Genomic DNA, 21,297 nt, shown 5'->3' with positions numbered 1-21,297 from the left:
TCATCAGGCGGGTTTTGCTTTGCGCGAAAACCCGCGACCCCACCGATGCGACGCATCCAACACAACCGTTTTGACCGTAACCGCAGTGTAATAATCACAAAACTGTCTAATAATTAATCAATACGGCGGCTTATTCATCCTGATTGCCTTTTATACTGTCGCAGCAAAATAACGAGGAGTTTTGATGCACCGCGACCACCTCATCGGCTACATGTCCGATGTCCAGAATTTTGAAAAAAATATGAGTTCCCTTTCCGACAAATGGGACCTGCTGACCCTGCTGGGAAGCATGTCCAACATCGGAATGGACACCAGCGAAACGCGCAAAGCGTTCGAAGACCTGCTTGACGAGCCGCTGGTCCGATTGATCCAGGAGACGTTTAACAAGAGCCTTGACGAGCTCTCGTCCAAAGCGCAGTCGGCGATCGACATCCTGATCCGCAACCTGTTTGAGCGAACCGCCGATATCGGTTTTCTCTGTACCGACGACGATATCCGCCATTACCTGCAGTTCCTGAAAATGGCCGAGCTTTCGATCTCCGATGAACTGCGCCAGCTGAAAATGGAGAAAAAAGAGGCCCTTACGCAGCGTTTCGCCGAATACGTCGCCAAATACAGCGTCTACGAGAACATCATCCTGCTCGATACCAAAGGGCGCGTGCTGGTGCAGCTGGATCACGACAACCCCATCGGCGCGACCAAAGACCCCCTGCTGCACGAATCGCTGCAGACCCATCAGGGATACGTCGAGACCTTCCGCCCCAGCGACCTGACCCATAACCGCCCTTCGCTGATCTATTCGTACCGCGTCAGCGATCCCGACACCGACGAAGCGCTGGGGGTCTTGTGCCTCGTTTTCCGGTTCGAGGACGAACTGCGGAGCATTTTTCATAAACTGACGCGCGAAAACCCCTACATCGCCCTGGAGCTGCTCGATCAAAACGGCAGCGTCATCGCATCGTCCTCACCCTATCACGTTCCCGTCGGATCACACCTCGAAGCGCAGAATTCGCCGACCCACCAGACCTATTACGCGGGGTTCGAATACCTTTACAAAGCGGTCTTGACGACCGGATACCAGGGATACACGGGACCCGGCTGGATCGGCCACGCGATGGTCCCGATGCACCTTGCGTTCCGTTCGTCGTCGCACTCGTCCCTCTCGAACGACCCGATGTTCGAAAAGGTCGCCAATACGACCGAATACTTCCCGCAGGAGCTCAAAGAGATCCTCGACAAAGCCAAAAAGATCCAGACCGAACTCGACATTACCGTGTGGAACGGCAACGTCCAGATCGCCAATGCGTCGAACAAGGAGAACCCGTTTACCAAAGCGCTGCTGGGCGAAATCTCCAAAACAGGCGAGGAGACCAAAAAAGTATTCGAGCAAACCGTCACCAACCTTAACACCGCGATGCTGGAGCGCTATCTCGAAGACCTCCGGTTCCAGTCCTCCCTGGCAATCGACATTATGGACCGCAACCTTTACGAACGGGCCAACGACTGCCGCTGGTGGGCGCTGACGACGACGTTCCGCGAATCTTTGGCACAACGCGACCTCTCGTCCGAAGAGCGTTCGAAAATGGGATCGATCCTAGAGTACATCAACTCCCTCTACACGGTCTACGCGACGATGTTCGTGTACGACCGCGACGGAACGATCCAGGCCGTTTCCAACGGCGCGCACGAACATTACGTCGGGAGAAAAGTGGGGCACTCGTGGGCATCCGACGCCCTGCGCCTGCAGACGACGCAGGAGTATATCGTCTCGGATTTCGAACCGAGTCCGTTTTACGACAACGACCACACTTACGTCTACAACGCCTGCATCCGCGATTTTAACGGCGAGAGTATCGGAGGCATCGGAATCGTTTTCGATTCGAGACCGCAATTTCAGGCCATGCTCGACGACATCCTTCCCAAAAACGAAGAAGGGGAAATCAAAGAGGGAATGTTCGCCCTCTTCGTCGATCGGCGCGGGCGCGTCCTTTCCTCCACCGACGCATCGATCGAGGTGGGAAGCACGATCGCACTGGGTGAATCGCTGCTCAACCTTCCCTGCGGCCGAAGCCATGCCCAGATGATCGCCTATAACGGGTTGTATTATGCGGTAGGCGCGACGTGTTCGAGCGGTTACCGCGAATACAAACACACCGACGGATACCGCAACGACGTCATCGCCGTCTTGTTCCGCCCGATCGGCGAATGCGCCCTCGCCTACGAAGAAACGCCGCAGCGCCGCGTTTACGTCTATCCCAAACCCAGCGGGCTGGAGGAGACGTGCGAAATTTCGACGTTCTTTATCGGGAACACCCTCTTTGCGGTCGAGTCCAAAGAGGTGGTCTGCTCGCTCATGCACCAGGAACTGACCCCGATCCTCCACGCGAGCGAATACAACCTCGGCGTGATCGGTTTCGATAAACGGATGGTCAGCGTCATTTCGCTCGCCAAATTGATGGGAATGGAGAAAAAATACGACAAGGAACACGATACGATCATCGTCGTCAAAGCCGATATCGACGGCCAGCTCCTCCATCTGGGGCTCGCCGTCGATGCGATTTTCAGCAGCCCCGAAATACCGCTGCGATCGATCAGCCATTACAGCAACGTCCTCAAAAACGAAAACTCGCTGACCAAAGCGGTCATCATCCCCGACCGCGCCGAGGATTTCGGCAACGAGATGATCTCGATCATCGACGTTCCCAAAATCTACGCTCAGCTCGTACAGCCCTACTCCCGTCCGCTCAGCCGCGTAATGGCCTGATCAGTGCCGCACCTCGCGGCCGATCTTCTCTTCGACCGATGCGATTTTCCCCTTCAGCCGTCCGAGCTCCCCCTTGCGGATATCGAGCTTGATCGTCGAATAAACCCTCTCGCACTCCTCGAGCCGTTCGTACGCCTTTTCGACGATTCCCAGCGCCTCTTTGACGCTCGCGCACTCGACGATCGTCCCCATCGGCGTGAGCTGATACGCCAGCCCGGAGCGGTCGATCATATCGATAATCCTGGCCACCTGATGGGACACCGAAGCACCTTTGCGGCATTCGTCGCTCGTGGGAAACATCGCGAATTCGAGTAATACGCTCATAGATCATCCTTTAACGTGTTTTCGCTGTAGCTCAGGCGCAGCCCCTCCTCGCTCATGACAAACCCGTGAACGGCGATTTTCCCCTCATGCACGAGGCGGTGATGCTTGGCACACAGCGGGATCAGGTTGTAGCGATGGTTAACGCCAAAATGCCCCACCCCGCCGCCGTCGTCGGCGTTCGCCTGCGGAATGATATGGTGTACCTCGTCAACCGCCTCGTCGCACAATGCGCATTTGGTGAGGTAGAGCTTCGTATTGTAGCGGCTCTTTTTCTCCCGTTTGAGCATCGAGGCCTCGTGGGTCTTGTCGGTGATCCGGCCGCGGATTTCGTACGCTTTTTTCAGGAAAGTCTCGTCCATATGAAGCGATTTGGCGAACTCCAGACCGTACAGCGTCGAACCGCTCCCGCTTTTGAGCTTGCGGTCATAGACGAGACGGTCGGCCGCTTCATCGTAATAGACCCCCAGGTGCAGCAGTACGATCCCCTTGGCCTTCTGGATCTCGTTCAAGCTTGAGAGCTGGTGCAGATGCGTTGCGAAGATGAAGAGGCTCCCGATCTCGCGGAGTTTGAGGATCGCGCTGGCGACGATGGCCAGCGCCGATTCGGTTTCGGTGCCGTGGCTGATCTCATCGCCGAGGATCAGGGTATTGGGGGTCGCACGGTTGAAGATGTTGCGCAACTCCAGCATCTCCACCGCAAACGTCGAGAGCCCTTTGTAGAGGTTGTCTTTGGAGACGATACGGGTGAGGAGCTTGTCGACGGGAGCGAACCGCAGCTGCGCACACGGGACGAAGAACCCCGCCTGCGCCATCACGACGGCCAGGCCGATGCTTTTCATCAGCGAAGACTTCCCGCTGGAGTTGATCCCATAGAGCAACACCCCTTTGACGTCCTCGCCTCCGCTGGCCTCGATGGTCGTGTGCTCATCGAAATACTGGCTCCCCGCTTTGCCCAAAAAGAGGTCGTTGGGGACGAATATCCCGTTCTCCTCGCGCGATTCGATCAGAGGATGACGCAGCCCCACCGCCTCGATGAAGGCCTCTTTGCCATCGGTGACGATTTCGGGGCGGACGTAGCGGTACTGCGCGGCACATTTCGCACTGCTGAGAGCAACGTCCAGCACCGCCAAAAACCCGATCAGATGCTCTATCGCGTGCGAAAAACGCCGCTCGATCTGCTCCAGCTGTTCGGTGTAGCGCTCGCGTACCTGTGCGAGCATCCGCGATTTGGCTCCCGCGTTCTCGATCGAGAGTTCGTCCAGCAGCGCCGAAGAGAGCTTCACCGACGTTTTGAGCTTGCGAACCTGAAAATCGCGGAAAAAGTAGTGTTCCCCTTCCAGCGTGAAAAAACTGTTATAGAGCTGCTCCTCCACACTCACGTAGCGGTTGCGCGTCATCAGCAGATGATACCCCTCGCTCTCGAGCCATCCGACGGAAGCATACGGCCCCCCTTCTCCTTCGAAAAAAGTACCGATGTGCTCGATGATGCCGTGCAGTTTTGCCTCGTTGGCACGCTGCAGCGCTTCGAGGGCATCGATGGCGGGATCGATCCCTTCGTTGAAGAGGTTCTCGTCAACCTGATCGCGCCGAAACTTCGCACACGTTTCGATGGCAAAGACACGGCGCAGTTCGATGCCGCACTGTACGCACTCCTGAGCGCTTGATTTGTCATACGCGATGCCTAGTTTTTTCGCCTCGTCGAACAACGCCTCCGCCGCAGTGAGCGACGCATGAAAATAGGCCAGCTCGTAGGGATGGAGTTTTCCCAGCTTCAGCCGCCGCAGTATCCGCTCAAGATCGTACACCTCTTTGAGCTTTGTCTCCAGCGGCGCGATATGGCGCTGCATTTTTTCGATCAGGTCGTAGCGTTCTTCAAGGAGCTTCGGATCGCAGATCGGATTGAGTAACCGCTCGCGCAGCAGCCGTTTTCCCATCGCCGTAGAGGTCTTGTCGATCAGTTTGAGCAGCGTCATCTCGTCCGCGTCACGCGAAATGATCCCCAGCTGTTCGGCCGCGTTGTTCCCCAGATACATGTAGCGCGACGTTCCCAGAAAGGTCGGACGGTTCATCTTTTCGATGATCGCGTGATCGTGATCGATAATCACGTTGATCAGCACCCCCAGCGATTCGGAGGCGTACGGGAAACGCTCCAGGTCCAGATACTCGATGGGGCTGAGCAGGGAGCGGATCTGGTAGATACGTCCGAAGAGCTCGTTCTGGTAATCGACCCGAAGCCGTTTGTCATTGAGGCTCGCGCGGTGATGCGCATTGATCTCCAGATAGCGTGACACCTCCTCGGCGTCGATCGCATCGTCGCAATACGTCACGACGACTTCGGAGGTCTGGTAGCTTTGCAGGAGGGTAAACACTTCGTCCAAGGCATATGTTTTGTCTTCGCGGGTGCCGTGTATCTCGTTGATGAGGGTTTTTCCCGTCCCGACGTCGATCGCGGCGTACCCGACCGAATAGACGCCGTGGTTTTGATCGATCAGGAGCGAGGCGATGTAGTTTTCGCTCGCTTCGGCGATGTAATCGAAGTTCGTACCCGGAGAGATGATGTTGGAGATATAGCGGCGGATATGCGGCGGTTCGCCCTGCTGGCGCACAAGGACGATCGTGTATTTTTTCGACTGCACCAGCCGCGCAAGATAGCGTTCGATCGAGACCGTAGGCACCCCCGCCAGCAGCGGGTTCTGGATGCTGTTTTCGAGGATCGTCTTGTTTTTGCGGGTGAGCTGGATGTTGAGGAACTCGGCGACCTCTTTGGCCTTGCCGATCTTCATCTCCTCGTTGTTGACCTCGTAGACTTCAAAAAACGATCCCACTTCGATAATGACGAGGGTATCGGGACCGTATTTGGCTTCACACGCCGCCTGAAGGTCGAAATAGATTTCGGAGAGGAGCTTTTTTTTATCGTTTAGTATCGCCCCGATCTCTTCCGTACTCATTCAAACTCCACACGATTTTAAAAGTATTTTATTATAACTCAGAGGGACTAAAACGAGGCTATGAGCGGAAAAAGAATCGAAAAATCGCTGAGGAAAAGGCTCTCCCCCGGGAGGGGAAGATCAGATGCGTGCGTAGCTGACGCTGATGCAGGCGTTGAGCGCTGCGAGCTCTTTGAGGGTTTTGTCGCTGACGGCCGAATCGACGATGATGACGGCGAGCGCTTCGCCGCTTTTGTTGCGCCCGAGGCGGAAGTCGGCGATGTTGACGTTGTGGGCGCCCAGCAGGGTCCCAACTTGGCCAATGACGCCGGGGACGTCGGTGTTTTTGAAGAGGATCAGATTCCCCGTCGGTTCGACGTCGACGCCGAAGCCGTTGATGTCGACGATACGCTGTACGTCGTCGCCGAACATCGTCGCGCTGATCTCGATGACGTCTTTGTCCGTCGTCAGTTTCACCGTGACGAGATTTTTATAGACGGTGCTCGCCGGAAGCGATTCGGACTCGACTTTGATCCCGCGCTCTTTGGCAACGAAATCGGCGTTGACATAGTTGATCGTCTCCCCTGACATATCTGCCAGCGCACCGACCGTTGCAAAGGTCGCCAGTGATGAACCGTATTCGGCGATCTCGCCGCGGCCGCTCACCTTGATCGATACGATGGGGGCTTTGTTGATCTGGGCGCTGAGGAACCCGATTTTTTGTACCATTTCGAGGAACGGTTTGACGAACGGAGGGATCTTCGTCTCATCAATCGGGAGGTTCAGGGCGTGGGGATACGCGATCCCTTTGGCCGCTTCGATCGCCTGCTGTGCCGCTTCGACCGCAATGTTGTACTGGGATTCGAATGTATTAGCCCCCAGGTGCGGAGAGACGGTGACGTTATCCAGGTCGAGCAATTTATGGTCGGTTGCCGGTTCTTTGTTGAACACGTCGATACCCGCGAAACGGATTTTGCCCGATTTGAGGCCGTCATAGAGGGCGTCTTCGTCGTAGAGCCCGCCGCGCGCGCAGTTGATGAGGACGACGCCGTCTTTCATTTTGGCGATTTCATCCGCACCGATCATGCCGACCGTCTCTTTATTTTTGGGGGTATGGATCGTGATGATGTCGCAGGCAAGGATATCCTCGAAATTGGTCGTGTATTTGACGCCGACATCGGTCGCTTTGGAAGGATGGATGTAAGGGTCGTACGCGATGACGTCCATCTCGAACGCTTTGGAGCGGATACCCACGCGGCTTCCGATGTTACCGAAACCGATAATCCCCAGTTTTTTCCCTTTGAGCTCGTAACCGTACCATTTTTCCCGTTTCCAGACGCGCTGGTTTTTGAGGTGGTCGTGGGAATACGGGAACATCCGCATGCATGAGAGCATGTGGGTCATCGTCAGCTCGACCGCCGCGATCGTGTTGGCCGTCGGGACGTTCATGACGATGATCCCCTCTTTCGAACATCCGGGGATATCGACGTTGTCGACACCGACACCGGCACGTACGACCGCTTTGAGTTTGCCTTTGACGGCATTGATAAATTTGTCGTCTACGTCGGTAGAACTGCGGGTAATGGCCACATCCGCATCTTTGATGACGTCCAGAAGGGCCGTTTTATCCATATCGGCGGCGAAAACCATCTCGATCTGGTCGTCGCGGCGCAGAATGTTCAGCCCCTCTTCATGGATATGGTCACATACGACAATTTTATATTTTTCCATTACTTTTCCTCTGTATAAGGCGACAGCGTCGCCGTGATTTGGTAGGTTTTTAGTTTTGTTACAAGAGATGCGAGTGTTTTCTCATCGTTCGAATCGACCAGGAGGGTCATCGCGTCACCCTCTTTTTGCAGAAAATACGGAAGCGCTTTGTTGTAAAGCTCCTGTTTCACGCAAAAAAGTTCGTACGAGTCTTTCAGCGGCACCGTCATCCGGTACGCCGGCACTTCGGGATGCTCACCCGCATCGAGAACCATGTGGACCTCGTTGACGGGATAGTGGTAGTCTTTTTCTTCGCTTCGGGAGAAACGCTCCAGCCAGCTCTCTTCTTCGGCAGAAGCGGCGGAAGAGGAGGTCTCTTCGCCGCCCCCCGAAAAACGTTCCGAAAGGGGAACGGAGGGATTGATCTGGATCATGAAAATGACGATGAACGCGGCTACCGCTGCTGCTATGAGAGGAAACAGCCAGTAGGCAACCCGTCGCATCGGTCTTATTTCAGTTGGTCTTTGATCAGGTCGCCCAGGCTGTTCGACTCATCGTCGTTGATTTCGTTGAGCATTTCCTGATCTTTGATCCGCTCGAGCTTTTTGACCGAGAGGCGGATACGGTCACGTTTGGCGTCGATCACGAGAATGGCCGCTTCGATCGTCTGACCGATCTGAAGTTCTTCGGCGACGAGGGGGTAAAGGTCTTCGTTACGGATCAGGGCGTCGACTCCCCCTTCGAGCGATACGAAGACGCCGAAATCTTTGACGTCGCGTACGGTCGCTTTGACGACGTCGTTCATTTTATGGTTTGCCGCGAACTGATCGATCGGGCTCTCTTCGAGCGATTTGCGGTTCAATGAGATTTTTTCGTCTTCGGCGTTGATTTTCGCGATTTTCACCTCGATTTCGTCACCCACTTTGAGCGTCTCTTTGCATTTGACGTTTTTGTCCCATGAGAGATCCTGGTTGTGCAGGAGCCCTTCGACGCCGCCCACTTTGACGAATGCGCCGAAATCGGTCAGAGAAGTGACCGTCCCTTTGACGACGTCGCCCTCTTTGCATTTTTTCATGAACTCTTCGAACGGTTTGGGCTGAAGGCGTTTGTACGAAACGCGCAGTTTATGCGTTTTCGAATTGATTTCGATCACTTCGACGTCGATTTCCTGTCCGACAGTGAGGTAATCTTTGGGGTGCTTGATGTTTTTGTCCCACGTGATTTCGGAGATGTGCAAGAACCCTTCGATATCGTTCCCAAGATCGACGAATACGCCGTAAGGCTCGATGTTGCTGACGGTAACGGTGATGGTATCACCCTCGTCCAGAGCCTCTTCGACCTCTTTCCACGGATCGGGCTGAACCGCTTTGATCGAGAGTGAAAGATGGCGTTTGTCTTTATCGTACGCGATCGCTTTAACCGTTACTTCATCCCCCTCTTTGTAGAGTTTGGAAGGGTTGACCGGCCCTTTGTAGCTGATTTCGTTGTAGTGAACGAGACCGTCGATCCCGCCGACGTCTACGAACATACCGTAGCTGGTGATCTTTTTGACGGTCCCCTGGATGATTTTCCCCTCTTCCATCAGGGCGTCGATCACCTCTTTTTTCCGCTTGCGCTCGTCGTTGAAGAGCTTGCGGCGCGAAACGACGATCGAAGCTTCGGCCGGATCGATTTTGACGACCTGGGCCTTAACCGTTTTGCCGATCACGTTGTCGCTCTCTTTGAACGCCGCGAGCGAACGGGGGAGGAAGAAGTGGACGTCGTCCGCTTCGAGGAGGTATCCCCCTTTGTTTTTCTTGGTCACGACCGCATCGACGATGACCGATTCGAAATCGTCTTTGTGCGCATTGATAAACGCAAGCGTTTTCTCCTGCTCCAGCACTTTTTTATACGAGATTTTCGGACGCTCGTTGTAGTGTCCCGTAATCATTACCGTAATTTTGTCGCCGACGTTGAAAAGAAGTTTGCCGCTCGCATCGCGGATCTCGTCGAGTGAAATGATCCCTTCGAGTTTTTCGCCGACGCCTACCAACGCGCGGTTGTCACCCTCCTGGATTTCTACGATTTCACCTTCGGTGATGCGAGTAGACTCTTGCTCTTTGAAAGACGCCTCTAACATCTCGGCAAAATTTTCTTCTTCGAACGCTTCGTTATCGAAAGCCATACCTAATCCCTTGTAACTAAAAATTGGCTGATTATAGCGCAAAAATGCTTGGATTCGGTTTTATTTGCATGAAATATCGCGTAAACGGAAAAATCAAAGGGGGTGAAAAGGAGGAGGCAAGGAGAGGCGGACGGGAAGAAAATTTCTTCTTCCCTCCGGATTAGAACCGCATCATTCCCTGCAGGAGGAATTTGTTGGAGTTGGTGTGGAATTCCGCTTCGCTCTGGGGGCGGCGTTCATCGCCGAACCCGTGCGCAAGGGTTGCTTTAAGGTCAAAATTGCCGTAATTCATGGCATACCCTACCCCGACGGCATTGAGCGTGCGGATATTATCGTCACTGTTAAACGTCGTATCGTTTTTCCACACTTTGGCATGGTCCAAAAAGATGCTGGTGCTATGGCTGATCTGCCGCAGCGACGGGAGAGCGTAGATCAAATCGAGGCTGATCGCATACCCCTGGTCGCCGCTGAGTTCGCTGTCTTCGTAAGCCCGAACGCCGTTGGTTCCGCCTACCGAGAGATCTTCGGAAGAATCGAGGTTGTTACCGAAGCTTTTTTGGGCTTTGCAAGTGCTCTGGAGGGTCATTCCGTCCCTGAGGTACTGGCTGTGCAATGCGTTCAGGGCCAGTTTGGTGTAGTTGCCTCCCGAATTGAGCCCCGCATCGTTGGTGATGGCCGTACCGTTTTTAAGTCCCAGATGGCCGATCGTGTATCCCGCCGAAGCATACAGGCTTCCGGGAAGGCCGGCGAGCGAGGTATTACGTTTATCGCTTGCCTTGAGCGTCAGGGCGTCGAGCTGTTTTTTCGCTTCGTCGAGGGCTCCGGGAGTTCCGCTGCTGTCTTTCATCTCTTTATGATCGTACGACGCTTCGAGGGTTTGCGTGTGGGCGCGGGTCTTGATTGTCGGGTAACTGACGTAGGCGCTGTAACTGTCGGTCCGTCCGTACGCGTCGTAGTTCTCGATCTCATCGAGGGTATAGTCGGTCAGGCTGAAGCTCACCCCGCCTTTGAGTCCCGAATATCCCAGCGGGCGATCGTACCCCAGGCGGATGTTTTTGAGATCGGCGGTGTTGGAGACGAGCCCGGTTATACTCAGGGTATCGCCGATTCCGGTGAGGCTGTTGATGTAACCACCCGCACTCAGACGGTTCTCTCCGGTGTAGCGGCTTCCGTAATTATCGACTATGGCATAGCCGTTGTATTTGGGCGTCGGGGAGACGGTGATGCGAAAGTCGCTGGTTCCGACTGCCTCTCCCGGGTAAACTTCGGCGTTGGTCACCTGCGCACCCGAGAGATCGTTGATGAGAAGCATCTGGCGCTCAAGGCTCATCGTGGAGACGATCTGACCTTGCTTGAGATGGTCCATGAATCCCTGTACTTCGGCGGTATCGACCAGAGAGCTGTTTTTCATGTCGAACGATCCGTACGTCCCTTCGATGATCGCAATCTCGACGATGCCGTTCTCCATGCTTTGCGCGGGGATGTAGGCACGGGCGACGAAATAGCCCCGGTCTCGGTAGTATTTGGTGATGATCGAAGCGACTTCTTTGAGAGCGTTGATCCCCAGTTCTTTCCCCTCGTAGGGTTTGACCAGTTCAGCCAGAACGTCCGATCCGAAAACGGTGTTTCCGCTGAATTTGAACGATTTTACAAAGACTTTTACCGTGTCTTTGGCTTCAAGCGGCGCTTTGTATTCCCCCGCTCCGACACTTGGTAGCGCTTTGGGTGTCTCAGGAAGCTTCGGCTGTTCCACTTGGCGGAGGATGTCTCCTGTCGTGGGTGCGGCAGCCATCAAAGAGACCGATGCCAGCAGGGAAAGGGTAATGGTTCGTTTCATCATCGCAGATCCTTATCTTTTCTCATTTTCATTGTTCGGCTCAACGTTCATTCCGTTGTTCCCGCTTCCGCTCACAGCGTTGTCCGCAACGACGTAAAACTCCTGGCTGACCCCTTTGGGAAGGTTCAGTCCCCCGTTTACCAATTCGACCAGGCTGTCGTTGGCCAGCGGTACGCGGATATCGCCGGTTCCCTGTACCGTAGCGGCCGTCTGAAGCTGTTCCATCGTTACCGTCTGAACCGGAGTCGTCCCCTCGCTTGTCCCGACCAAACCGAAAGAGTTTCCGATACCCGAACCGTTTTGCGGAATGATCGTTTTAAGCAATGCGGTGTTTTGCGCCTGTGTCTGTACCGAAATCGGCTGTGGCATCGTTGCGGGAGATTGCACGACCGGCACGGCAGGGGCAACGGTCGAATTTACGATTGTCGTAACAACGTTTTTAGCCTGTTTTTCCGATGCAGAATTTGTAGTCGTTTCCTGCACCGGAGCCGGAGTAGGAGTCGAAGCTCCTCCGGCAACATTCAGTTCGCTGAGAATGGTGCTCATTTCGCGGTTATCGAGCGACGTCAGATAGTTAAATGTTGCGCTTCCCCCGGTCGCAAGGTTCCCTGCTTCAAGGATGATTCCGATACCGCGGTCGCCCGTAGCGGTATCCCCTTTGGACTGTGTCGCCGCAGTTGACAGCATATTGGCTACCGTTCCGCCGAAAAACGGGGAACCGTAACCGACGTTGGCACGACTGTCGGTCGTATAATAAATAATTTTGGACTGATTGCCGCCGGAAGCAATCGCATAAGCATCGCCGGCCTGGCTTGTCGCACTGACAACCGTAGCCGAATCGCCGGCCGAGACTTTCTGATCTATTTTTTGGATCGTGGTATAACTTCCGCCCATATCGACAGTATTGTCAGGGTCAAAACTGCGGATGAACGTAACGTCTTCCAAGGCCGTTGCTCCGACGTTCGTCAATTTAACCTCATTGTTAAAATACTTATTATCTTTTCCAAGAGTAATCGTTTGTTCAGTTTTGAGATTTCCGCCTAATGTCGTCGTCACAACGGCTTCCATCACACCGCTTGAATCCAAAGGAGACAAAACGATCGTTCCGGAATTGCCCGACGATACGAAATTTGTTGCCGTGGTAGGTGTCCCGCCGATTTCGTACTGTGCCGAAAACGCTTCATACGGTGAACCGGGTAAAAAATAGTCGATGCGAAGATCGCTCCCCGTTCCGAAACCGTCAGCATCCCCCGTCATCCCTACGCCTGCACCGCTTTGACGCCCGAAGAACAGGCTGGGTTTGCTTGTCGTTCCGAATTTTCCTCCCGATGCCAGGTTGATCCCGATTTCAATGTATTTTCCACCGAGAAAAACATCTCCGTTGACAACGGCATAACGGGTCCCGGCCAGGTCACTTCCCTTGCGCCATTGGATCGACGGAGAGGTAACCGTCTTGCCTCCCGCGACGCTGTAGGCACTGCTGCCTCCATCACTGCTTCCCTGCCCGTAGAGAAAAATAATTCCGCCGGCCGAAGTACCCGTATGGGTGATATTTTCGTTGACATTGATGTTGTTGTATGCCGAAAGGGTCAACGTATTGTTTGATGACCATGTAATGGCCGAATTAACATTGATATTTCCATCCGTACCGCTTTCTCCGCTTGTTGTATCCAAGCGAGTGCCATCTGTCGTATCGGTCGTAATTTTGACATTACCGCCGGCCAAGCCTGTTTCAATGGCCGATGCAAGTGTTGAATCGATCGTTATGTTGACCGGATCGATCAACCATTCTCCGGCTTTCACCGTTGTCCCGTCGGCAATAGTAAACTCTTTCCCGGACGTTTCGACGAATCCCCCTTCGGCTTTGATCGTCCCGCCGATATCCGCCGTCCCGCCGTGAGCGAAAAGAACGACCTTGCCCGTCACGTCTTCGAGTGTCTGCGCTTCGATGATCCCGGTATTGTTCACCATTCCGTCCAGGATGGTGTTGAGCGCCTGGGTGGTCAGGTAGACTTGACCTCCGTCGGCTTTGATAAGCCCTTTATTCTCTACCAGGGCATCCATCGTTCCCTGATCGATGGTCAGCTTTACGAGAGAGTTGCCGTTGAGATTGAGGCTGATCTTTTCGCCTGACGCCATCTGTACGTTCCCCATCGTCGCAACGATGGTCCCTTCATTGGCTACGGTTTTACCCATCATTGCCACGTAACCGCCGTTGCCAGCTGTAATCGTTCCCATGTTGAGGACCGAATTCTGGCTGTTACCTTCGAAGACATAGTTGCCTGATTGGAAGTTCGCATCGGTAATATTGAGCGTAGAGGCTACGATCCCCCCCACATTGATTTGTGCGCCGTTGGCGAATAAAATCCCGTTAGGGTTGATGAGGAATACCTGTCCGTTCGCGTTCATTGCCCCTTCGATAAGAGAACGGTTGGTCCCGATGACACGGTTGAGCGTAACCGAGGCGGCGGAAGGCTGTACGAAGTTGACCGTTTCACTCTTGCCGATGCTGAAATCCTGCCAGTTGATCGAGGCCTTGTTGGTAGACTGGCTGATGGTGGTAACGCTGCCGTTTTGGCTGATGGTTGCGCTGCCTGTCGTTACGGTGCCTCCGCTTGGTGCGGCGTACGCGATGCTCGATCCTGCAAGCAATGCCGACACGACAAGCGATATTTTTCCACCTTTGAGAATACGAAAACGCGAACTTTAATCCGGATTGCCCTTCATCATTGAATCCTCTTGTATGATTATTCGGGTGTATTACCCTGTGGTGGAATTATCCGACGATAGAGTTGCAAATGTGTTGCAGTTTTGTTGTACGGACGTTGCAGCGGTACGTGTATCGACACTCAGACAACAAAGTACGGATACGTTTCTCGTGAAGGAAAAAGAGGGGAACGGAAATCTATCGGCGAAGATGCTCGATCGCTTCGACAACTTCGTCGATGATCCAATCAGGTGTCGAAGCTCCCGCGCTGATCCCGCAGAACTCTTTTCCGCTGAACCAGCCGGGCTCGAGATCGTCTTTGCTCTCGATATGATAACTGTCAGGGCAGAATTCTTTGGAAATGGCGTAGAGCTGTTTGGTGTTCGAAGAGTTTTTGCCGCCGATGATCACCATCACGTCGGCTTTTTGGGCCAATGCGCGTACGGCATCCTGGTTGTCGAACGTCGCGTTGCAGATCGTGTTGAATACCCGCACCTCCTTGTGCGTTTCCATCAGCTTTCCGACGATTTGTCGGTAATCTTCGATCTTGCGGGTCGTCTGTGCGACGGTGGCCACTTTTTCGCGCAGTTTAAGCGCATCGATCTCCTCGGGAGCGTTGATGACGAATACGTTGCCCACACCATAGCTTTTGACCCCTTTGATCTCGGGGTGGGCTTCGTCTCCGAAAATGACGATATCGTACCCCTGAGTACTCATCTCCTCGACGATTTGCTGGGGCTTGGTAACGTAAGGACACGTCGCATCGACGACGTTCACGTTGCGGCGGTTCAGGAGGGCAAGTTCTTCTTTGGGAATACCGTGGGTTCGAATGACGGCAGTATCTCCGGCTTTGAAGGTATCGAGATTTTCGCTCAACGCGACGTTAAAATCGTTTTTGAGTCGCGCGATCTCGTTGGCATTATGAATAAGCGGGCCATAGGTGGAAGAGTTGCGGTTTTCTTCGGCAATTTTGATCGCCCGTTTCACACCGAAACAGAATCCGTAACTTTCGGCCAGCTCGATTTTCATCGTTCTACCTTCGCAAAAGTGCCGAGGAGCTCAAAGAAGTTAGGGAAGGAGGTATTGATGCATTCGACGTCTTCGACCTCCATCCCGCATCTCAGCCCCGCAATCAGGAAACTCATGGCGATCCGATGGTCGCCGTAACTGTTCACGGTGGCGGATTTGAGCTCTCCGCCGATCACCGCATAGCCGTCGGGATACTCTTCGGTTTCGATGCCGCAGAGGTTCAGGTTATCAACCACCGTTTTAATCCGGTCGGACTCTTTGACCCGAAGTTCTTCGGCATTTTTGACGACGCTTTTCCCTTCCGCGCACGCCATGGCCACAGAAAGAGCCGGGAGCTCGTCGATGAGCCACGCAATGTTTTCCTCGACGGTAACGGTTTTAAGAGGGGCGTACTCGACGCGAATGTTGCCGATCGGCTCGTACCGCTCGTCGGTGAGGGTATAGGTGATCTTGGCCCCCATTTTTTCCAATACTTTAAACGCTTCGATACGGGTCGGGTTGAGGGTGACCCCTTCGATCAGGGCCGATGCCCCGGGGACGATCGCCGCCGCTACGGCGAAGAAAAAAGCGCTGGAAGGATCGGCAGGCACACGGATATCCAGCGGCGAAAGCGGTTTTTCCAAAGGCCATATTTTGGTCTCAAGGCCGTTTACCTCGATGCGTGCCCCCATCCCCCGCAACATCCGTTCGGTGTGGTCACGGCTCAGTTCCGGCTCACGGAATGTGCAGACACCGTCTGAACGGAGCGCTGCGAGCATCATGGCGCTTTTGACCTGCGCCGATGCGACCGGAGATGTATAATCGAACGATTTGAGCGACGCGCCCCGGATCGAAAGGGGAGCCAGGTCACCGTTGTTGCGTCCGTCGAGCTTCGCACCGATGGAGCGCAGCGGCTGGGTCACCCGTTTCATCGGGCGGCGTTTGAGATACTCGTCACCGGTGAGGACAAAATGCCCCTCCGCCGAAGAGAGGAGGCCGCAAAACAGCCGCATCCCCGTCCCGGAGTTCCCGCAGTCAAGGATTTCGCTCGTCTCTTTTATCCCGTTGGAGCGGATCGTGATGGTTTCTCCCTCATCCAGGATATCCGCCCCCAGATGACCGACGATTTTGAGGGTATTGAGGGTGTCCTCGGCACGGAGAAAATTGCGGACCTTACTCTCCCCTTCGGCCAGAACGGCGAACATGGCGCATCGGTGCGAAATCGATTTGTCGGGCGCGATCGCGTTGCTCTTGAACGCGAAGGAGTGGACCGGATGGACTTTCGCTTTCGTCATCGCAAGCTTACCCCGAGTTCGTTTTTCAAACCGTCCAGCACCCATTCCATCGCGGCGGTGATATCTTCCTCTTCCAGCGTCTTTTCCTCCGACTGCAGAACAAACCGCAGCGTCAGGCTCATCTGGTCACCCAGCGCTTCGGAGACGTAGCGGTCGACGGGATAGAACCGACGGACCTGAGGGGAGACGTGTTTTTCAATGACATTTTTGATCGTTTCGTACGCCGTCTCTTTCGAAACGACGATGCTCAAATCGCGATACGACGCCTGGTACTTCGAGTACGGCTGCGCCTGGATCAAGCCGTATGGGAGAAGATCGGTTTTGAGCTCGCACATAAACGTCTGCGGAAGGTCGAACGCTTCCTCCACACTGGGGTGAACGCGGAAAAGTTCCCCCGCCTCGACCCCGGCGATCATCACTTTCGCACAAACGTAAGGGTGTGCGAGGGAATGGGAGGGAACGTGCGAAACGAGTTCAAACGAACCCGCCACGTCCGATATCATCTGGACGAACGACGCGAAATCGATGGAGGCGGGCTTGCCGGCATTGGCAACTTTTTCACCCTGCACCGCACCCGAAACGATAAACCCTAGACGCTTGGATTCTTTACGATCCGCATCGAACACCATCCCCGCTTCGAACAGGGCAATTTTTTTCTGATTCACTTTGACGTTCGCCGATGCGGAGTTCAAAAGCCCCATCAGAAGGGTCGGCCGAAGCGTATCGAAATTGGCGGTAATCGGGTTGATCAGTTCTTTGGACTCGTCGGTGCAGACGAACCCGTATTTTTCAAGCTGTGTGCGTTCGTTAAAAACGAAATGGACCGATTCGTAAAACCCGCTCTGCGCGGCGCGATGGCGATACATCCGCGTTTTGCGGTATTCGTTCAGGTCATCGCCCGCACGGTTCGCTTCGGCGAAATAAAGCGGCTTGGAGGGGATGTTGTCGATGCCGACGATGCGGACGATCTCTTCGACGATGTCTTGCTTGTTCACGATGTCGTGGCGAAACTGCGGAATCGAAATCGCAAACGTCGATCCTTTGGGCTTGCCGATCTCCATCCCCAGGTTTTTGAAAATCTGGGTAATCGTCGTTTTATCGACGCGCATCCCGATGAACGAGGCGATCTCTTCTTCGCTCATGCTGACGATGCGCGGCTCGTACGAAGAGAGCAGCTCGATATTCCCGCCGTACACCTGGGACGACGAAAATTTTTCGAACAGACGCATCGCATACGCGATCCCCATGTCGATTTTGGGTTCGCTGCCCCGGGATGTACGGTAATAGTGCGCGCAGCTGGGGACTTTCTTCTCCCCCATCTTTTTGGAGATGATATCGGGAGCGATATAGCTGGCTTCGATGATTGCCAGCCCCTCTTTGGCACTGAAGCGGGCCTCTTTCTCCTGCGAAACGCCGATCACCGAGACTTTTTCCTTGCCATAAAGCGCCGTGTAGCCGTTTTCGTCCGTATCAAGGGTGATGATTCCCTTCGTATCGTGGTCGCCGAATTTTTCAAACGGGTACGCTCTGAGGATTACCCCCGTGCTGTGGGTCGAATAGAGCAACACCGCTTCAACCGGAGTCGAATATTCCCCCTCGATCAGTGCCAGACGCAACACGATCATGAAAGGGACATCGAACTCTTTGACCTCGACGGCCCCGAAAAGCAAGTCGGCATCAAACGTTTCGTTGTGATGGAGCTGCAAAATGCGGCCGATTCCCAGGCGTTCCTGACTCTCGTTTTTGGCGCATTCGCGCAACGGGCGGTTCAAAGCGGCGCGCAGATCGCGGGCGATACCCCGGATGCTCAGACAGTCGCCTCGGTTGGCGGTCAACTCGATTTCGATCAGATCGTCGTTGAAAAGCGGGTACTCGTTGAGATTTTTCCCCAGAACCAGTTCCCCGATACTGCCATCAAGGATCATAATCCCCTCGCCGGTCGAAGGGAGGCCGATCTCTTTACTCGAACAGATCATTCCGTCCGAAGGGACGCCGCGAAGTTTGGCTGCTTTGATTTTCAGTCCGCCGGGAAGTTCGGAACCGACCGTCGCGAGCGCGATATGGATTCCCGCACGAACGTTCGAGGCACCGCAGACGATCTGCCGGACGCCCGAGCCGATGTTGACCTGGCAAACGCTCAGTTTGTCGGCATCGGGATGGCGTTCGCACTGTTCGACGTATCCGATAACGACGCCGTCAGGGACGCGGATCGTTTCGTGGCGGTCGACTTCCAGCCCGATGGCATTGAACGTTTTGAGGAGGTGTTCGGTACTGATACCCCCAAGATCAATCCATTCGTTTAACCAATTCTTCGTAACGATCATCTAAACTGCTCCAATAGTCTCGTATCTCCTTCAAAAAGGGACCGCAAATCGCCGATCCGGTGGATCAGCATCGCGAACCGCTCGACCCCGAGGCCGAAGGCGTATCCGCTGACGTTTTCGTAACCGACCGCCTTAAAGACATTCGGGTCAACGATACCGCATCCGAGGACTTCAAGCCATCCTGTTTTCGAACAGACGCGGCACCCTTCCCCGCCGCAGAAAATACAGCTGATATCCACTTCGGCGGAAGGCTCGGTGAACGGAAAAAAGCTCGGACGGAAACGGACCTCGACGTCTCCGAACATCGTTTTGAGAAAGTCTTCGAGGATGAATTTGAGGTTCGCAAACGACACTTTCCCCGCCTCCTCGACGACCAGCCCTTCGACCTGGTGGAACATCGGTGTGTGGGTCAAATCGTAGTCGCGGCGGAAAACGGCGCCCGGGGCAATCATCCGGATGGGCGGTTTTTGCGAGAGCATCGTCCGAATCTGTACCGGAGAGGTATGGGTACGCAGCAGCATCGAATCCTTGAAGTAAAACGTATCCTGCATGTCGCGCGCGGGGTGGTATTTGGGAAGATTCAGGGCTTCGAAATTGTGGAAGTCGTCTTCCACCATCGGCCCGGTCTGCACCGAAAAATTCATCGCCAGAAAATATTCAACGATCCGGTCCATCGTTTCCATGACGGGATGGAGCGAACCGCGCTCGCTGGAAGGTGAATAGAGGCTGACGTCGACCGCTTCGGCTTTCATCGTCGCCTCGAGGTGTTCCATCGCCAAAAAGAGTTTGCGGTCCAGCAGCAGCGCATTCAACGCTTCCTTATGGACGTTCAGTTCTTTGGCAAAAGAGCCTTTTTCCGCATCGTCAAGGTCTTTCATTCGGGCGAACTCGGCGTTCATTACCCCTTTTTTACCGAAAACGGCAATCCGAATCTCTTCGATTTTGTCAATCGTATCGGCCGATTTTATCGCGTCGTACCACTCTTGCAAAGCAGTGTCTCCATCCTAATTAAATTCCATAAACGGTTCATCGTATCCGTTTTCGCAAAAACGGACAATATTTTGGGATATTCTATTCTAAACTCTTTTATAAACAGCTTCAGGGGGGGATTCATCTCGCGAACTTGTGCTACAATGGGACGAAAAAAAGAGGTTATGCCATGTGTATTTTTTGCAAAATCGTCGCGAAAGAGATCCCCTCCAACGCGGTCGCCGAAAACGAAGAATTTTACGCCTTCCACGATATCAATCCCAAAGCGCCCGTCCATGTCCTGGTGATCCCCAAAGCCCATTACGACAGTTTCAAAGAGATCCCCGGCGACGTTATGGGAAGAATGGGGACGTTTATGCAAGAAACGGCCAAAACCCTCGGAATCGACGAAAGCGGTTACCGTATTATCAGCAATATCGGTGAGGACGGCGGACAGGAGGTCAAACACCTCCATTTCCATCTCCTCGGCGGCGCCAAGCTCAAATGGGGCCATTTCGCCGACGCCGACCCCAAAGATTTTATCTGACCCTCACTCGGGGTAGACCATTTTTTTGGTCACCCCTCCATCTACGACGAAATTCTGTCCCGTAATAAACCCCGATTGCTGATTTCCCAAAAACCAGGCCATTTCGGCAATGTCTTCCGCACGTCCGACCCGCCCGGAGGGATGAAAATCGTGATCGATCTGGCGAAGAGAACCCGGGTGGGCATGTTCGATCCAGCCCGGGCTGATCGCATTCACCCGAACCGGGGAGAGACTCATGGCGAGCGCATGGGTGAGACTGAGCAATCCCCCCTTGCTCGCGCTGTAGGCTTCGGTAAACGGTTCGCTCATCAATGCCCGCGTGGAAGCGATGTTGACGATCGATCCTTTTTTCAGGGTCAGTTTATCGGCCAATAGACGGGAGAGCAAAAACGGGGCGCTCAGATTGACCGCGAGGACACGGTTCCATTCGGCCAACGGAAGTATCCTTGGATCGCCCTGCGCACTGTAGGCGGCGTTGTTTACGAGTAAATCAAGCGATACGATTCCTTCGGCAGCTTTTTCGACCGCTTCGGGATCGGCCAGATCGCAGACGATCGGCACGAATCCCTCGGCCGAAGCGGCGGAGGCAAGGCTTTCGGCGTTGAAGTCAAGCCCCAGCACTTCCCAGCCGCGCTGGACGAACAACCGTGCGATAACACGCCCGATCCCCTGTGCGGCACCGGTGACCAATGCGGTTTGCGTCCGTTCCACGACCGCCCTT

The 21,297-nt window shown here is 54.4% G+C and carries 14 protein-coding genes; 2 read left to right on the top strand and 12 right to left on the bottom strand.

Annotation, left to right across the window (positions count from 1 at the left end; all coding sequences use genetic code 11):
* Nucleotides 1-184: 184 nt before the first annotated feature.
* The gene (locus AB1763_07295) at nucleotides 185-2,764 is read left to right on the top strand and encodes a chemotaxis protein CheW (GenBank protein ID MEW5832622.1); all 2,580 of its coding nucleotides are present in this window, start codon (nucleotides 185-187) and stop codon (nucleotides 2,762-2,764) included.
* Here AB1763_07295 and AB1763_07290 read toward each other — a convergent pair whose 3' ends face one another.
* From AB1763_07290 to pheS, 11 genes are all read right to left on the bottom strand, one after another.
* Nucleotides 2,765-3,088, bottom strand: coding sequence for a thiamine-binding protein (locus AB1763_07290; GenBank protein MEW5832621.1), 324 nt, complete (start codon nucleotides 3,086-3,088; stop codon nucleotides 2,765-2,767). It lies immediately after the preceding gene.
* Entirely contained in the window at nucleotides 3,085-6,036 is a 2,952-nt protein-coding gene (locus tag AB1763_07285; protein MEW5832620.1) for an HNH endonuclease, read from the bottom strand. The genes AB1763_07290 and AB1763_07285 overlap by 4 nt, the downstream gene beginning before the upstream one ends.
* Before the next feature lie 120 nt (nucleotides 6,037-6,156).
* Nucleotides 6,157-7,746: a phosphoglycerate dehydrogenase gene (serA, locus tag AB1763_07280; GenBank protein ID MEW5832619.1), complete on the bottom strand. Its 1,590-nt coding sequence runs from the start codon at nucleotides 7,744-7,746 to the stop codon at nucleotides 6,157-6,159.
* Nucleotides 7,746-8,228, bottom strand: coding sequence for a hypothetical protein (locus AB1763_07275; GenBank protein MEW5832618.1), 483 nt, complete (start codon nucleotides 8,226-8,228; stop codon nucleotides 7,746-7,748). The genes serA and AB1763_07275 overlap by 1 nt, the downstream gene beginning before the upstream one ends.
* Nucleotides 8,229-8,233: 5 nt before the next feature.
* Entirely contained in the window at nucleotides 8,234-9,889 is a 1,656-nt protein-coding gene (locus tag AB1763_07270; GenBank protein MEW5832617.1) for a 30S ribosomal protein S1, read from the bottom strand.
* Nucleotides 9,890-10,049: 160 nt separating this feature from the next.
* Nucleotides 10,050-11,729 (bottom strand): ShlB/FhaC/HecB family hemolysin secretion/activation protein, encoded by a 1,680-nt coding sequence (locus AB1763_07265; GenBank protein MEW5832616.1) that lies wholly within the window; start codon nucleotides 11,727-11,729, stop codon nucleotides 10,050-10,052.
* A gap of 9 nt (nucleotides 11,730-11,738) precedes the next feature.
* Complete coding sequence (locus tag AB1763_07260) at nucleotides 11,739-14,387, bottom strand: filamentous hemagglutinin N-terminal domain-containing protein (protein ID MEW5832615.1); 2,649 nt, start codon at nucleotides 14,385-14,387, stop codon at nucleotides 11,739-11,741.
* A 244-nt stretch (nucleotides 14,388-14,631) separates the two neighbouring features.
* Nucleotides 14,632-15,462, bottom strand: coding sequence for a 4-hydroxy-3-methylbut-2-enyl diphosphate reductase (locus AB1763_07255; protein ID MEW5832614.1), 831 nt, complete (start codon nucleotides 15,460-15,462; stop codon nucleotides 14,632-14,634).
* A complete protein-coding gene (gene aroA / locus AB1763_07250; protein ID MEW5832613.1) occupies nucleotides 15,459-16,736 on the bottom strand; it encodes a 3-phosphoshikimate 1-carboxyvinyltransferase in 1,278 nt (425 codons plus the stop codon). Before aroA ends, AB1763_07255 begins: the two co-directional genes overlap by 4 nt.
* Nucleotides 16,733-19,060 carry a phenylalanine--tRNA ligase subunit beta gene (pheT, locus tag AB1763_07245; GenBank protein MEW5832612.1) on the bottom strand — a complete coding sequence of 776 codons (2,328 nt, stop codon included), beginning with the start codon at nucleotides 19,058-19,060 and terminating at the stop codon, nucleotides 16,733-16,735. The genes aroA and pheT overlap by 4 nt, the downstream gene beginning before the upstream one ends.
* Nucleotides 19,057-20,049, bottom strand: coding sequence for a phenylalanine--tRNA ligase subunit alpha (gene pheS, locus AB1763_07240; GenBank protein MEW5832611.1), 993 nt, complete (start codon nucleotides 20,047-20,049; stop codon nucleotides 19,057-19,059). Before pheS ends, pheT begins: the two co-directional genes overlap by 4 nt.
* Before the next feature lie 170 nt (nucleotides 20,050-20,219).
* Here pheS and AB1763_07235 point away from each other — a divergent pair, with 170 nt between their 5' ends.
* Nucleotides 20,220-20,576 (top strand): histidine triad nucleotide-binding protein, encoded by a 357-nt coding sequence (locus tag AB1763_07235; protein MEW5832610.1) that lies wholly within the window; start codon nucleotides 20,220-20,222, stop codon nucleotides 20,574-20,576.
* A 3-nt stretch (nucleotides 20,577-20,579) separates the two neighbouring features.
* Here AB1763_07235 and AB1763_07230 read toward each other — a convergent pair whose 3' ends face one another.
* Nucleotides 20,580-21,287 carry an SDR family oxidoreductase gene (locus AB1763_07230; GenBank protein ID MEW5832609.1) on the bottom strand — a complete coding sequence of 236 codons (708 nt, stop codon included), beginning with the start codon at nucleotides 21,285-21,287 and terminating at the stop codon, nucleotides 20,580-20,582.
* Nucleotides 21,288-21,297 lie beyond the last annotated feature (10 nt).

This window comes from Campylobacterota bacterium, assembly GCA_040752835.1.
Taxonomy (GTDB): Bacteria; Campylobacterota; Campylobacteria; order Campylobacterales; family Sulfurimonadaceae; genus Sulfuricurvum.
The sequence above is the reverse complement of the archived record's forward strand: the minus strand, read 5'-3'. Positions and strand labels throughout refer to the sequence as shown.